Source organism: Lysinibacillus sp. NPDC092081, from assembly GCF_044755845.1.
In the GTDB taxonomy this organism is placed as follows: domain Bacteria; phylum Bacillota; class Bacilli; order Bacillales_A; family Planococcaceae; genus Lysinibacillus.
The window spans coordinates 1-13,988 of sequence record NZ_JBIVRU010000025.1 but is presented as its reverse complement, the minus strand read 5'-3'; the positions used below and the strand labels follow the sequence as shown (position 1 = coordinate 13,988).

Genomic DNA, 13,988 nt, shown 5'->3' with positions numbered 1-13,988 from the left:
ATGAGATGAAAGCAATTTTATTTGTGGGCCACGGGAGCCGTTTAGAAGCAGGGAATGAAGAGGTACGTACGTTTATCGAGCAGATGACACCTCGCATTGATGATAACTTTTTAGTAGAAACATGTTTTTTAGAGTTCGCTTCGCCAAATATTGAAGAAGGTATTACGAACTGTGTGAAGAAGGGGGCTACAGAGGTGCATGTTATTCCGATTATCCTTCTTCACGCTGGACATTCAAAACTACATATTCCAGCAGAAATCGAACATGCGCGTGAGCATTATCCAAATATAACGTTCACGTATGGACAAACAATCGGTATCCATGAAGAAATATTTGCTATTTTAGAAGACCGTTTATCAGAAATCGGCTTTAATGCTGAAGAAGAACATAAAGATACTGCCATTTTATTAATTGCACGTGGGGGCAGTGATCCAACTGCAAATGGTGATTTTTATAAAATTACACGCTTATTATGGGAAAAACTCCCGGTTCAGTATGTAGAAAGCGCATTTATGGGTGTTACAGATCCTCGTGTTGAAGAAGGAATAGAGCGCTGTGTGAAGCTGGGTGCTAAAAAAATCATTATGCTACCGTACTTTTTATTCACAGGTATCTTAATGGAACGTATGAATGGCATGCGCAAGCAATATAACGAAAAATATCCTGACTGTGATATTCAAATTGCCAACTATTTTGGCTATCATGAGCGTTTACAAAATGTGCTATTAGAGCGTATTGAGCAAGCTGTGAATGGTACATCAACAGGTATGCAAGATTTAGAAAATTATCGTGCTTATGCGGCAGTGCATGGACATGCGCATCATCATCACCATCACGACCATGATCACGACCATGATCACGATCATGACCATGACCATCATCATCACCATGAAGAGGAGCCAGTGAAATGATTTTCATGTTAGCGGGGACGAGCGATGCTAGAAATCTAGCACTAGAACTACAGTCAGCAGGTTATGCTGTGACAGCTACGGTCGTTACTGAATCAGCTGCTTCAAGCCTTGAAGAAGTCGGTCTTCCTCATTTAGTCGGTCGTTTAACAGCAGAGGAAATGGCAACGATTATTACGGAGCGGGGGTACCGTTTAGTTGTAGATGCTTCTCATCCATTTGCTGAAGAAGCTTCAAAGAATGCCATGGCTGCTGCTGAGCAAGCAAGTGTTCCGTATATTCGCTATGAACGTGCCCATGAGCATTATGCACACCCACTAATTACGATTGTGAAAGATTATGACGAGGCTGCCCATTTAGCAGCGGAAAAACGCGGCGTCATTATGCTAACGACGGGCAGTAAAACGCTAGCAACATTTACAAAGGTGTTACATGGTTTAGAACATACACGAGTAATTGCGCGTATGCTTCCTCGACTCGATAATATGGAAAAATGCGAAGCACTTGGTGTGGCACAAAGAGATATTGTTGCCATACAAGGCCCTTTTTCAAAGGAATTAAACGAAGCCCTCTTTCGCCAATATGATGTGACATTGATGATTACGAAAGAAAGCGGCAAGGTTGGCTCGGTGGATGAAAAGCTAGAGGCTGCCCTTGCATGTGGCATCGAAACAATATTAATTGCAAGACCAAATATAAAATACGGACAGCAATATTCTACATTTGAAGATGTACTACAAGCTGTACAAAACACACTTTAGGAGGCAATCCAAATGGACTTTAAAACAGATTTCAAACCATTAACAGTAGACCCAGATAAAATTTACGATTACAGTTTCTCTATTATTGCAGAGGAAATGGGCGAGCATAATTTCTCAGAGGATGAGTGGAAGGTAGTACGTCGCATCATTCACGCTTCTGCCGACTTTGAATTAGGACGTAGCGTAATTATTACACCAGGAGCACTTGAGGCTGGTATTAAGTCAATCCTTGCTGGTCGCCATGTCATTGCAGATGTGCAAATGATTGAAAGTGGTTCAGGGAAAAAACGCTTCCAAAAACATGGTGGAGATTTACACTGTTATATTGCTGATGAAGACGTATCGATTGAGGCGAAAAAACAAAACACAACACGTGCCATTATTTCTATGCAAAAGGCTACTAAATTACACGAAGGTGGCATTTATGCAATTGGGAATGCACCAACAGCATTGCTTGAATTAATTCGTTTAATTAAAGAAGGTTTAGCGAAACCAGATTTAATTATCGGTATGCCAGTTGGCTTCGTATCAGCTGCTGAATCGAAGGAAGAGCTTTTAAAACTAGAAGGTATTCCTTATATTACAAATGTTGGTCGTAAAGGCGGTAGTACAGTGACGGTTGCCGCATTGAATGCTGTCTCACTTTTAGCGGATGAACAGGCGAAAAAATAATGGAGCGGAAGCCTAAAAAGGATCCCAAGGACATGCGTCACGGTTATACAACGGGATCCTGTGCGACTGCAGTAACGAAGGCCGCATTACTTGCCTTAATTACAAATGAAGAGCAAGAAACAAGTACTATTCATTTGCCGATTGGACGAGATGCGACCTTTACGATAGAAAAATGTACATTTCAGCAAGATGCTGTATGCTGTGAAACGATTAAAGATGCTGGTGATGACCCGGATGCAACACATAAAGCACTCATTGTTGGCACAGTAAGCTGGTCAGATACACCAGGCATTCATCTGGACGGTGGAATTGGTGTCGGGCGTGTAACAAAGCCCGGCTTACCAGTGCCTGTCGGAGAAGCAGCTATCAATCCAGTACCACGGAAGATGATTCATAGTACTGTACAAGGCGTACTTGATGAATTTCAAATTAAACGAGGCGTTAATGTAGTTATTTCTGTCCCTAAAGGTGAAGAAATTGCTAAAAAAACGTTAAATGGGAGACTTGGTATTATTGGAGGAATCTCCATTTTAGGCACAAGGGGAACCGTCGTGCCTTTTTCGAGTTCTGCTTATATGGCTAGTATTGTCCAAGCGATTAGTGTTGCAAAAGAGGCTGGTTGTGAGCATTTAGTTGTTACAACTGGTGGACGTAGTGAAAAGTATGCGATGGCACAGTACCCTCATTTGCAAGAGGAAGCGTTTATAGAAATGGGCGATTTTGTAGGCTTTACATTAAAGCATTGTAAACGACTTGGTATGAAGCAAGTATCGCTTGTTGGTATGATGGGGAAATTCTCGAAGGTGGCACAAGGTGTCATGATGGTGCACTCCAAAAGTGCTCCTATTGATTTTAACTTTTTAGCTCAATTAGCAGTGGATATAGGTGCAGATGAAGAAACCGTTACAAACGTACGAGAGGCAAACACCGCGTCACAGGTCGGAGAAATTATGGCAGAAAAGGGCTATGATGCATTCTTCAACCACTTATGTGAGGCGTGCTGCTATTCATCAATACATCACATTAGGGGCGGTTTAACGCTTTCCACATCGATTTATTCGATGCAGGGACAATTATTAGGAAGGGCTGATGACATTGCATCGATCGATGAAATTAATTGGGATCGGGGATAACGGACAAGATAGCTTACTACCGCAATATGTACATTGGATTGACGACTGTGAGGTGCTTGTTGGTGGAGAGCGTGTTCTAGAATTTTTCCCGAACTTTACTGGTGAAAAAATGTTGATTAAAGGTGGTCTATCTGCTCTTGTTGAGAGATTATCTGCAGAAACAAGAAATACAGTTATTTTAGCGTCTGGTGATCCGTTATTTTACGGAATCGGAGGTTATTTAGCGAAAAAGCTAGACATTGAAGTTTATCCGTATATGAGCTCAGTCCAGCTTGCTTTTTCAAAGATGGGGGAAAGCTGGCAAGATGCTTATGTCACAAGTATTCATGGGCGCTCCATGAAAGGCTTAGCACAGCGTATTGATGGTAAAAAGAAAGTGGCACTGCTAACAGATGCAGAAAATAACCCAAATGCGCTAGCAAATTATTTAAAGCATTTTGGCATGACAGAATACCGTGCATTTGTTGCAGAAAACTTACAGGGAACAAATGAAAAATTCGGTTGGTATTCGCTTGATGAATTAGAAATGGCTAATTTTTCTCCTTTAAATGTTGTCATTCTACAGCAAACCTCAGTACCGAAACGCTATGCACTCGGTATTGATGATGAAGAATTCTCACAGCGTAAGCCAGACAAAGGGCTTATTACGAAAAAAGAAATTCGTGTTTTAAGTTTACAAGCAATGCAGCTACAAAAGGATAGCATCATTTGGGACGTTGGGACTTGTACGGGTTCGATGGCCATTGAGGCCGGCAAGCTTGCGCCTGAAGGTCAAATATTTGCAGTGGAGAAAAACGCTCCTGATTTAGAAAATTGTCTGCAAAATCAGCAAAAATTCCGTGTAGATATTACAGCTATTCATAGTAAAGCGCCAGCAGGACTTGAAAACTTCCCTGATCCGGATGCGATTTTTATCGGCGGCACAGGAGGAGAGATGGTGGAGTTATTACAATTGTGCTGTACACGCTTAAAGCCGAATGGTCGTATTGTCTTGAATGCTGCAACCATTGAAAATTTATATAAGGCAGTTGAAGCGTTTAAGTCTTGTGGCTTTGCTGTAGACATATTGCAGGCACAGCTTGCGCGCAGTAAACCAATATTAGATATGACACGTTTTGTCCCATTAAATCCGATTTACATTATTTCTGCATATCGAAAGGAAGAAAATCATGAGTAATCTTGGTATTTTATATGGCTTGGGCGTAGGCCCAGGCGATCCAGAGTTAATTACAGTCAAGGCATTCCGTATCATTCAGGAATCACCTGTTATTGCCTACCCGAAAAAACTAAAAGGTAGTAAAAGCTATGCCCATCGTATTGTAGATGTCTATATTAACCCAGAAGAAAAGGATATGCTTGGACTAGTATTTCCAATGACAAAAGATGAGGCTGTATTAGAACGCGAATGGACGAAATCAGTTGAACTTGTCTATGAAAAATTAAAAGAAGGTAAGGACGTCGCATTCGTAACAGAAGGTGACCCATTATTATATAGTACGTTCATCCATATGATGAAGCTTATGCAGGACATGCACCCTGATGTTGAAATTCGAACAGTTCCTGGAATTTCTTCGTTTAATGGTTCAGCATCACGCCTTGGGATTGCGCTAGCAGATGGCGATGACCGTGTTGCGATTGTCCCTGCTCATGATGACTATGATGCCATGCGTGAAGCGATTGAAAGTCACGATGCAGTGGTGTTCATTAAAGTAGCGAAGGTTATTGATTTAATGCTTGAGGTGCTACGTGATTTAGATTTACTTGATAAGGCATCAGTCGTAACAAAGGTAACATCTGACGAGGAAATTATTTGGGATGTACAGGAGCTAGATGGTGTCGATTTAGAATATTTAACGTTAATGGTGGTGCGTAAATAATGAAGAAAATATATATTGTCGGTGCTGGTCCTGGTGATCCAGATTTAATTACAGTTAAAGGTTTACATATGCTACAAACAGCAGACGTTGTGATGTATACAGATTCTTTAGTGAGTGAGGACCTTATTGCAAAGGCAAAACCTGATGCAGAGGTTATTCGTACAGCAGGGATGCATTTAGAGGAAATGGTAGCGGTCATGGTAGATCGTGTTAACGCGGGTAAAGTAGTAGCTCGTATGCATACAGGAGACCCTGCTATGTATGGAGCGATCATGGAGCAGGTGGCACTGTTAAAAAAAGAGGGCATTGGCTATGAAGTTATTCCTGGTGTTAGCTCTGTCTTCGCTTCGGCGGCGGCAATCGGTGCTGAATTAACAATCCCTGACTTAACACAAACACTTATTTTAACGCGTGCCGAAGGACGTACACCTGTACCAGAATTTGAAAAGCTACGTGATTTAGCGAGTCACCACTGTACAATTGCATTATTCCTGAGCGCAACGCTAACAAAGAAAATAGTAAAAGAATTACAGAATGCTGGCTGGTCTGATGATACACCAATAGCTGTTATTCAACGGGCTTCATGGCCAGATCAAAAAATCGTACGGACAACATTAATTGAACTGGATGAAGCAATGCGTGTGAATGGGATTCGTAAGCATGCGATGATTTTAGCTGGCTGGGCATTAGATCCGGATATTCATGATAAAGATCAATATCGTTCGAAATTATATGATGCTACCTTTACACATGGCTTCAGAAAAGGCGTGAAGACAAGTGATTGAGTTACAAGAGGGCGTCTTACCAGAGGTTGACCAACGAAATCCTTATGCAGTTGTAGCCATTACAAAGCACGGTGTTCAAATCGGACGTCGCTTACAGCATACATTTGCGGCGAGCGACTTATATTATATGAGTAAATTTGAGCAGGGGGATGAAGCAGAAAAGCATATTCAAATGTTTACAGGTACTGTGCGTTTACTGCTACCTACTCTTTTTAAGCAATATAAAGGCTTAATTTTAATTATCTCACTCGGAGCAGTTGTCCGCATGATAGCACCGATTTTAAAGGATAAAAAGACAGATCCAGGCGTTGTTGTTATTGACGACCGTGGTGAAAACGTTATTAGCGTTTTATCGGGACATTTAGGTGGCGCCAATGAGCTAACACATGAAGTAGCTGCAGCGCTTGGGGCAAATCCGATTATTACGACAGCCTCAGATGTACAAAAGACGATTCCGGTTGATTTATTTGGTGCTCGTTTTGGCTGGGTGTGGGATAGTGCCGATAAACTGACTCCCGTTAGTGCCTCTGTTGTTAACGAGGAGCACGTCGCAATCGTTCAGGAAACGGGGGAGCGTGACTGGTGGATGCGTGACACACCGATGCCAGAGCAAATTAAAATGTACCCGTCAACATATGCAGCGATGGAAGCGAAACCACATGCGACATTGCTAATTACTGATCGCATCATTGACTCTGAAGAAGAAGTACTTCTTGAAAATGGTGTCATTTATCGACCAAAATCGGTCGTGCTTGGCATGGGCTGTAATCGTGGGACATCTGTGGAAGAAATTGAACAAGTCATTGATGAAACCCTTGCAGAACTGAAGCTTTCGAAAAAAAGTGTCAAAGCGCTATGCACGATTGATTTAAAGAAGAACGAGCAATGCTTCCTAGAAATAACAAAGAAATACGATTGGGAATTTGTTACATATTCACCGGCGGAATTAAATAAAATTGACTTCCCATCACCTTCGGAAACCGTATTTAAATATACAGGAGCATACGGGGTGAGTGAGCCTGCAGCAATGCGTTATGCGCAGGTCGAGTCGCTTGTGCTAGAAAAGAAAAAGTCGGGCAATGCAACAATCTCTGTTGCTAGATTAACATTTTAAGGAGGAAGCCTATGCAAACAAATCGTTTTGTACTTGCAGGTACAGGCAGTGGTGTTGGTAAAACAACTTTTACCATTGGACTAATGAAAGCGTTACAAGAAAAGGGCAAAATTGTGCAAGGCTTTAAATGTGGTCCCGATTATATAGATCCTACCTATCATACGGCTGTTACAGGACGTGTATCGCGCAATATCGATAGTTGGATGTTTTCACATGAAGCAGTGCGTGAAATTGTCGCGCGTGCAAGCATGGATGCGGATGTCTCCATTATTGAAGGAGTTATGGGCTTTTATGATGGAAAAAGTCCGTTATCTGATGCTGGCTCAGCTGCAGACATTAGTGTTGTCACAGAGAGCCCTGTTATTTTAATCGTCAATTGTGCGAGTATGGCACGAAGTGTTGCAGCAGTTGTGAAAGGTTTTCAATTGTTGTCGGATCAACCGAATATCGTTGGTGTCATTGCCAACCAAGTCGGTAGTGTTGGCCATTATGAAATTGCGAAGGCTGCTATTGAGCAGGAGTGTGGTATTCCTGTTATCGGATATTTGAAGCGTGAGGAAGGGATTGATATTCCAAGTCGTCATTTAGGATTAGTCCCTGCAATCGAACGCGGAGAACTCGATACATTTTTTGATAAGCTAGGGTCTTTAATGGCAGAGACGATTGATTTAGATCAATTGCTTGAATTAACAAAGGCTCCCGTTCTACAAGAATCCGGGCAACTGTTTGTGGAACAACCATCACAAAATATTTGCATTGCCGTAGCTAAGGATGCCGCGTTTAACTTCTATTATGAAGAAAATTTGGCGCTGCTACGTGCAAAAGGAGCAGAGCTGCAATTTTTCTCACCACTTGCGAATGAGCCTGTTCCCGCAGAAGCAGACGGTTTGTATATAGGTGGGGGCTTCCCAGAGGAATTTGCTGATATATTAGCGAAAAATTTCGATGTGAAAAAATCTATTCGTGAAGCAATCGCCAAAGGTTTACCGACATTGGCTGAGTGTGGAGGCTTCATGTATTTGACAGAGGCTATTAAGAATAGCAATGGTGACCGTTATGACATGGTAGGTGTTATTCCGGGAGAAGTAGCGATGCAAACAAAGCTAGCGGCTCTCGGCTACCGTGAAATTTTTGGCACACAACATAATTTTTTAATTGGTACAGATGAAGAAGCAAAGGGACATGAATTCCACTATTCAAAATATAACGGCACACACAATACGCCGGCCTATGAAACGAAGGGGCGCTTTGGTAACAAACAAGAGGGTTACCAAGCAGGGAATTTAGTAGCGGGCTACACGCATTTTCATTTTGTATCAAACCCAAAGCTTGTTGACAATTGGTTAACAGCTTGTAAGAAGGTGAAAAATCATGACTAATTATTTTCCTATTCACATCAATATTGAATATAAAACCGTAGTAATTGTTGGTGGTGGGCACGTAGCCACACAGAAGGTAGCGTCGCTGCTACCAGCTAAAGCCAATATTGTCGTTGTAAGCCCAACTCTAGATGACTCATTAGTGCCACTTACGGAATCTGGGCAAATTACGTGGCATGAAAAAGAATTTGAACCGCGTGACTTAGATGATGCATCACTCATTATTGCGGCAACAAATGATACGTCAGTAAATGAGGCTGTCCAAGAAGCAGCCCAGCATTGGCAGCTCATCAATCGCACTGATGCGCAGGCTGAGAGCGACTTTATTACGCCAGCAACAGTGCGCCGTGGTCCATTAGTGTTAACTGTATCAACGTCAGGTGCCAGTCCAGCATTAGCACGTAAAATTAAAGCTGATCTCGAAGAGCAATTTGATGACGTTTATGATGACTATGTATGCTTCCTACAGCAAGCGCGTTTAATGATTGTTGCTAAGTTTGAAAAAGGCCCACAAAGACGTACCGCTTTACAAGCATTACTTGATCCAAGCCTACTAGAATGGACACGTAATGGAGAGATTGATAGACGTGAAGCATTTTTACAACAAATACTGATGGGAGAAGCGCGATGAAAGACGGAATAGTGTATTTAGTTGGAGCTGGACCAGGAGATCCAAAGCTCATTACAGTATACGGGCTCGAATGTATTCAAAAGGCTGATGTCATTGCATATGACCGTCTTGTGAACCCGAAATTGTTAGAGTTTGCGAAAAAAGATGCTGAGCTTGTGTACTGCGGTAAATTACCTGGTAAGCATCACTTAATTCAAGATGAGATTCATACATTACTCGTCGAAAAAGCGCAGGAAGGCAAGATAGTCACACGTTTAAAGGGTGGCGATCCATTCGTTTTTGGTCGCGGTGCAGAGGAAGCGGAAATCTTAAAAAATCATGGTATTGCTTATGAAATTGTACCTGGTATTACAGCAGGAATTGCTGCTCCGGCGTATGCTGGTATTCCTGTAACACACCGTGATTTTGCGACTAGCTTTGCCCTTGTAACAGGGCATGGCCGTGAGGAAAAAGGACAGGACTTTTTAAATTGGCCTGCGCTTGCAACAGGTATCGATACAGTCGCCTTTTATATGAGCGTTGGTAATATTGCTTATATTTCAAGAAAGCTCATCGAAAATGGTCGCAAAGCAACAACTCCAGTCGCCGTTATTGAATGGGGAACAACAGATCAACAACGTACTATTACAGGTCAGCTTGATGAAATAGCTACCATTATTGAACGCGAAGGCTATAATAATCCTTCCATGATTGTCGTTGGCGAGGTCGTCAATGTACGCGAAAAAATTCAATGGTTTGAGGAGCAAGGGCTTGCTATCTCATAAAGGAATAAAACTTATTTGAGCATAAGGAGGAAATACATCATGACAGTAATCGAGGCTTTAAAAAATCGTCGAGCGATTCGCAATTACACGACAAAGCCTGTTGAAAAAGAGAAGATCGAGCAAATTTTACAAGCGGCCACTTATGCTCCAAATGACCGTATGCGTGAGCCTTGGCATTTTTATGTTATTCAAGACGATGCGATGAAACGCTATGAGGAAATGGCAAGTGCTTATTTACAGGAGCGATTCCCAACAAAACCAAATTTAGTGGAAAGCTCGTTAAAGGTTGTTCAAACAACGCCTGTGGCCATTGTTGTGACGGCAGATATAGTTGAAGACGATGCTGATGCGACAGCAGATAATGTCTTTGCTGTGTGTAGTGCCATCATGTCTATGTGGCTTGCCGCCGAGGAACTTGGGCTTGGCTTTGTATGGCGTACCCGCGGTGTAGGGCTTGTTCATGACCTACGTATGCATACATTCATTGGTGCAAGTGAATCACAAAAAGTAGTAGGAACAATCTTTATTGGCTATCCAGAAGAGCAGGAGCTTAAAGACAAGAAACGTACATCATTTGAAGAAAAAACAACATGGCTTTAAGGGAGGCTTGAACAATGGCTAGAAAAGGCTTGTTTTTAGTTTATACAGGTGAAGGGAAGGGCAAAACAACAGCTTCTCTTGGTGTCACATTACGTGCAGTTGGTCGAGGTCTAAATGTACGCTACATGCAATTTATTAAATCACCCGAGCGTACATACGGAGAGCAAATTGCTCTTCGTAAACTTGGCGTAGAAATGGAGCAAATGGGAATCGGCTTTACTTGGACAAAAACACCCGAGGAGCATCGTGCTGCGTTAGCAAAGGCATGGAAAAAAACAAAGGCCGCTCTGCAAGACGACAGTATTGATGTACTCGTCTTAGATGAGCTCAACAATGCGCTTGCTATTACAAAATTTCCAATCGATGATGTGCTTCCAATAGCCGAAGTCCTTGAAGCTATTCAGCAGCGCCCATCTACAATGCATTTAGTCGTAACTGGCCGTAGCGCCAATCCAGCGCTTATTGCAATGGCCGATTTAGTATCAACCATTGATGCGACAAAGCATTATTATGATGAAGGAATTCCAGCTGTTAAAGGCCTAGAATTCTAATAGATGCCCGCGCACGGAGGAATACCCGCGCTTTGAGGTGAAATACCCGCGGAACGGAGCAGAATACCCGCGCTTTGAGGTGAAATACCCGCGGAACGAGGTAGAACACCCGCGAAGTAAATTCTGCCCCCGCGCTTCAACTATAAATAAAGGAGGGAAAAGATTATGCCATCAAAATCTATCATGATTCAAGGAACAGCATCTGATGTAGGGAAAAGTATGATTTGTACTGCGCTGTGTCGTATTTTCTCTGATGATGGGCTAAAGGTAGTACCGTTTAAATCGCAAAATATGGCCCTTAATTCGTTCGTCACTCAAGATGGCGGTGAAATTGGCCGTGCACAGGGTGTACAAGCAGAGGCAGCACGTGTTGTTGCAACTACGGATATGAATCCTATATTGCTTAAACCAAAGCAAGATATGGTATCGGAAGTGATTGTTCATGGCAAGCATTTTTTAAATATGGACGCCAAAAGCTATCGCAATCAATTCGTACAAGAAGCGATGCCAATCGTTGAAAAGTCAGTACGAACTTTACAGAATACATATGATGTCATTGTCCTTGAAGGTGCGGGAAGCCCTGCAGAAATCAATTTGAAAGACCGTGATATAGCAAATATGCGGATGGCTCATCTGGCAGATGCAGCGGTAGTGCTAGTTGCTGATATCGATCGAGGTGGAGTATTTGCATCGATTGTTGGAACGCTCGCATTACTTGACGATGCAGAACGTGCACGTGTAAAAGGGCTAATTATTAATAAGTTTAGAGGGATGCGTGAATTACTGGATGATGGCATTGAATGGGTAGAGCGTGAAACGGGGATTCCTGTTCTTGGAGTTGTACCGTATGTAGAAGTCAATATTGAGGCTGAGGATTCGCTAGCGTTATCTTCATTACGCTTTAAAAAGCCAAAGCAAGGGGAGTTTGCAGTGGATGTGGCAATGATTCGTTTACCACGCATTTCAAACTTTACAGATGTTGATCCTTTTTTCGATGAGCCAGAGGTTGGTGTCCGCTTAATCGGCAATGTCAATGAGCTTGGGATGCCCGATTTACTTATACTACCTGGAACAAAAAGTACTATGGATGATTTAGCATGGTTAAAGGCACAAGGCTTTGATCATGCGATAGCAAATTTACGCGCACAAGGGACAAAAATTATTGGTATTTGTGGTGGCTTCCAAATGCTTGGGGAAACGTTACTAGACCCAGATGCAGTAGAAGGAAATGGCGATTCAGCACAAGGTCTAGCATTATTGCCAATGGAAACTGTTTTTGTTGGCGATAAAAAAACAGTTCAAATGACCGGAACAAGAGGACAGGATACGTTTACTGGCTATGAAATTCATCTTGGTCGTACAAAAATTTTACGTGACGAAGTATCACCATTTTTACAGCTTGCAGATGGGCGAGTAGATGGGGCAGTAAGTGCTGATGAACAAGTGATCGGGACATATTTCCACGGTTTATTCCATAATCGTACCTTTACACGACAGCTTGTCAATGACATTCGCGTGAAAAAGGGGCTCTCTCCTTTACTAAGCGATGTGAAAAGTGACGCAGAACGTAGAGAGGACGCTTATAATATGCTGGCAAAGCATGTGCGTGCTAATCTCGATATGAAAAAAGTATACGAAATCATGAATATAGAGGTACCTGTATGACAAGAAAAGGACCGTTAGCTATAAATTATGAGGCGTTATGGCAGGAAGGTATGAAGGACTGGCATGGCCAAATGCCTGAAAGAATGGTCAATGATCAATTAGAGGAGCAGTTTTGGGCGCAGTCAATCGCGCGTAAAAAGACTGGACAAACAGATCCTTATGCTGCAAAGATTTTTCAAGAAATTAAAAAAAGTATTCAACCGGAGCACTCGGCTTTGGAAATTGGTCCAGGCTGGGGCAATTATACATTTCCATTAGCTGATCATGTACGAAAGCTGACTTGTGTCGATAGCTCAGAGAGTATCCTTACCTATTTAGAAAATTGCATGGAGGATAAGCAGCATGTTTCCTATATTCATGCAAAATGGGAGAGCCTTGCTGAGGATGAAGTAGAAGCGCACGATATAGTCATTGGTGTCAATTGCTTTTATCGTATGTATGAAATCAAATCAGCACTTTACCATATGAATCGTCTAGCTAAAAAGCGTGCAATTATTGGCATGACAACAGGGCCGATTCAACCCCATTATGAAATTTTATACGAAAAGTATGGCTACGATATAAAATTTCCACGAAGAGATTATATAGAATTTTTAAATTTGCTATATGAAATGGATATTTATGCAGAGTGCAAAATCATCCCATTGGAACGAGTGTATGAATATGAAAGCTTAGAGCAGCTTGTAACAACACAAAGTAAAAAAATATTAAATGATACTTTTAATAGAGCACATGTTGAAGAGTCGCTTTTGCCATTTATTGAGGAAAAGAACGGGCGTTATTATTATCGTCATGATTTCCATGCGGCACTCGTTTCATGGGAGCCGAAATAATTATGAAACCTTTGGACAAAACATTGAATATAGGGTAAAAAGTATAATAAAATAAAACAGTATCTTATATTTAGAGAATTTAAGTTTGATTATATATAATCAAACTTTATAATCAAACTTTTATTTGCATATAAAAATACATCCATTAAATCTTTATTGAGATAATGGATGTATTTTTAATTTTGGTCTTCACTTTACTTAAGGCTGTTTTCGTAAAGATTGTTGGATCTACGTCAAGATTGTAGACACACTCAAGTTAATTTTTTGTGTTGCGCAACGTCCATTTTTGGAGTGTTCCACATCCCGAGTAGCCCG

15 protein-coding genes are annotated in these 13,988 nt (G+C 41.8%); all 15 read left to right on the top strand.

The genetic code is table 11. The features are described from left to right. The first annotated feature begins 5 nt into the window (after window positions 1-5). The 15 genes from ACIQLB_RS22420 to ACIQLB_RS22350 all read left to right on the top strand — a co-directional run bounded on the left by ACIQLB_RS22420 (window position 6) and on the right by ACIQLB_RS22350 (window position 13,673). Window positions 6-911 (top strand): sirohydrochlorin chelatase, encoded by a 906-nt coding sequence (locus ACIQLB_RS22420; RefSeq protein WP_400730832.1) that lies wholly within the window; start codon window positions 6-8, stop codon window positions 909-911. Further along, the gene (gene cobK, locus ACIQLB_RS22415) at window positions 908-1,669 is read left to right on the top strand and encodes a precorrin-6A reductase (protein WP_400730831.1); all 762 of its coding nucleotides are present in this window, start codon (window positions 908-910) and stop codon (window positions 1,667-1,669) included. The genes ACIQLB_RS22420 and cobK overlap by 4 nt, the downstream gene beginning before the upstream one ends. Before the next feature lie 12 nt (window positions 1,670-1,681). Beyond that, the gene (locus ACIQLB_RS22410) at window positions 1,682-2,341 is read left to right on the top strand and encodes a precorrin-8X methylmutase (protein ID WP_053594968.1); all 660 of its coding nucleotides are present in this window, start codon (window positions 1,682-1,684) and stop codon (window positions 2,339-2,341) included. Then, window positions 2,341-3,474: a cobalt-precorrin-5B (C(1))-methyltransferase gene (locus tag ACIQLB_RS22405; RefSeq protein WP_400730830.1), complete on the top strand. Its 1,134-nt coding sequence runs from the start codon at window positions 2,341-2,343 to the stop codon at window positions 3,472-3,474. The genes ACIQLB_RS22410 and ACIQLB_RS22405 overlap by 1 nt, the downstream gene beginning before the upstream one ends. After that, entirely contained in the window at window positions 3,431-4,651 is a 1,221-nt protein-coding gene (gene cbiE, locus ACIQLB_RS22400; protein ID WP_400730829.1) for a precorrin-6y C5,15-methyltransferase (decarboxylating) subunit CbiE, read from the top strand. The genes ACIQLB_RS22405 and cbiE overlap by 44 nt, the downstream gene beginning before the upstream one ends. Continuing rightward, on the top strand, window positions 4,644-5,351 hold the full coding sequence (gene cobI, locus ACIQLB_RS22395; RefSeq protein WP_400730828.1) for a precorrin-2 C(20)-methyltransferase: 708 nt from the start codon (window positions 4,644-4,646) through the stop codon (window positions 5,349-5,351). Before cbiE ends, cobI begins: the two co-directional genes overlap by 8 nt. Then, complete coding sequence (gene cobM, locus ACIQLB_RS22390; RefSeq protein WP_400730827.1) at window positions 5,351-6,136, top strand: precorrin-4 C(11)-methyltransferase; 786 nt, start codon at window positions 5,351-5,353, stop codon at window positions 6,134-6,136. The genes cobI and cobM overlap by 1 nt, the downstream gene beginning before the upstream one ends. Next, entirely contained in the window at window positions 6,129-7,250 is a 1,122-nt protein-coding gene (locus ACIQLB_RS22385; RefSeq protein ID WP_400730826.1) for a cobalt-precorrin 5A hydrolase, read from the top strand. The genes cobM and ACIQLB_RS22385 overlap by 8 nt, the downstream gene beginning before the upstream one ends. A gap of 11 nt (window positions 7,251-7,261) precedes the next feature. Beyond that, entirely contained in the window at window positions 7,262-8,629 is a 1,368-nt protein-coding gene (locus tag ACIQLB_RS22380; RefSeq protein ID WP_400730825.1) for a cobyrinic acid a,c-diamide synthase CobB, read from the top strand. Next, on the top strand, window positions 8,622-9,260 hold the full coding sequence (locus ACIQLB_RS22375) for a precorrin-2 dehydrogenase/sirohydrochlorin ferrochelatase family protein (protein ID WP_400730824.1): 639 nt from the start codon (window positions 8,622-8,624) through the stop codon (window positions 9,258-9,260). The genes ACIQLB_RS22380 and ACIQLB_RS22375 overlap by 8 nt, the downstream gene beginning before the upstream one ends. Further along, window positions 9,257-10,024, top strand: coding sequence for a uroporphyrinogen-III C-methyltransferase (cobA, locus tag ACIQLB_RS22370; protein ID WP_400730823.1), 768 nt, complete (start codon window positions 9,257-9,259; stop codon window positions 10,022-10,024). Before ACIQLB_RS22375 ends, cobA begins: the two co-directional genes overlap by 4 nt. Before the next feature lie 39 nt (window positions 10,025-10,063). Further along, entirely contained in the window at window positions 10,064-10,624 is a 561-nt protein-coding gene (locus ACIQLB_RS22365) for a nitroreductase family protein (protein WP_400730822.1), read from the top strand. Window positions 10,625-10,638: 14 nt separating this feature from the next. After that, window positions 10,639-11,175: a cob(I)yrinic acid a,c-diamide adenosyltransferase gene (locus ACIQLB_RS22360; RefSeq protein WP_400730821.1), complete on the top strand. Its 537-nt coding sequence runs from the start codon at window positions 10,639-10,641 to the stop codon at window positions 11,173-11,175. A gap of 165 nt (window positions 11,176-11,340) precedes the next feature. Continuing rightward, window positions 11,341-12,840, top strand: a complete 1,500-nt coding sequence (locus ACIQLB_RS22355) for a cobyric acid synthase (protein WP_400730819.1) — start codon at window positions 11,341-11,343, stop codon at window positions 12,838-12,840. After that, window positions 12,837-13,673, top strand: coding sequence for a class I SAM-dependent methyltransferase (locus tag ACIQLB_RS22350; protein WP_400730817.1), 837 nt, complete (start codon window positions 12,837-12,839; stop codon window positions 13,671-13,673). The genes ACIQLB_RS22355 and ACIQLB_RS22350 overlap by 4 nt, the downstream gene beginning before the upstream one ends. Window positions 13,674-13,988 lie beyond the last annotated feature (315 nt).

Coding starts and splice junctions, on each gene's coding strand:
- cbiE (WP_400730829.1), top strand. CDS start 3,431: ATGACATTGCATCGATCGATGAAATTAATTGGGATCGGGGATAACGGA.
- cobI (WP_400730828.1), top strand. CDS start 4,644: ATGAGTAATCTTGGTATTTTATATGGCTTGGGCGTAGGCCCAGGCGAT.
- ACIQLB_RS22410 (WP_053594968.1), top strand. CDS start 1,682: ATGGACTTTAAAACAGATTTCAAACCATTAACAGTAGACCCAGATAAA.
- ACIQLB_RS22350 (WP_400730817.1), top strand. CDS start 12,837: ATGACAAGAAAAGGACCGTTAGCTATAAATTATGAGGCGTTATGGCAG.
- ACIQLB_RS22420 (WP_400730832.1), top strand. CDS start 6: ATGAAAGCAATTTTATTTGTGGGCCACGGGAGCCGTTTAGAAGCAGGG.
- cobA (WP_400730823.1), top strand. CDS start 9,257: ATGAAAGACGGAATAGTGTATTTAGTTGGAGCTGGACCAGGAGATCCA.
- ACIQLB_RS22380 (WP_400730825.1), top strand. CDS start 7,262: ATGCAAACAAATCGTTTTGTACTTGCAGGTACAGGCAGTGGTGTTGGT.
- ACIQLB_RS22375 (WP_400730824.1), top strand. CDS start 8,622: ATGACTAATTATTTTCCTATTCACATCAATATTGAATATAAAACCGTA.
- ACIQLB_RS22365 (WP_400730822.1), top strand. CDS start 10,064: ATGACAGTAATCGAGGCTTTAAAAAATCGTCGAGCGATTCGCAATTAC.
- ACIQLB_RS22405 (WP_400730830.1), top strand. CDS start 2,341: ATGGAGCGGAAGCCTAAAAAGGATCCCAAGGACATGCGTCACGGTTAT.
- cobM (WP_400730827.1), top strand. CDS start 5,351: ATGAAGAAAATATATATTGTCGGTGCTGGTCCTGGTGATCCAGATTTA.
- ACIQLB_RS22355 (WP_400730819.1), top strand. CDS start 11,341: ATGCCATCAAAATCTATCATGATTCAAGGAACAGCATCTGATGTAGGG.
- cobK (WP_400730831.1), top strand. CDS start 908: ATGATTTTCATGTTAGCGGGGACGAGCGATGCTAGAAATCTAGCACTA.
- ACIQLB_RS22360 (WP_400730821.1), top strand. CDS start 10,639: ATGGCTAGAAAAGGCTTGTTTTTAGTTTATACAGGTGAAGGGAAGGGC.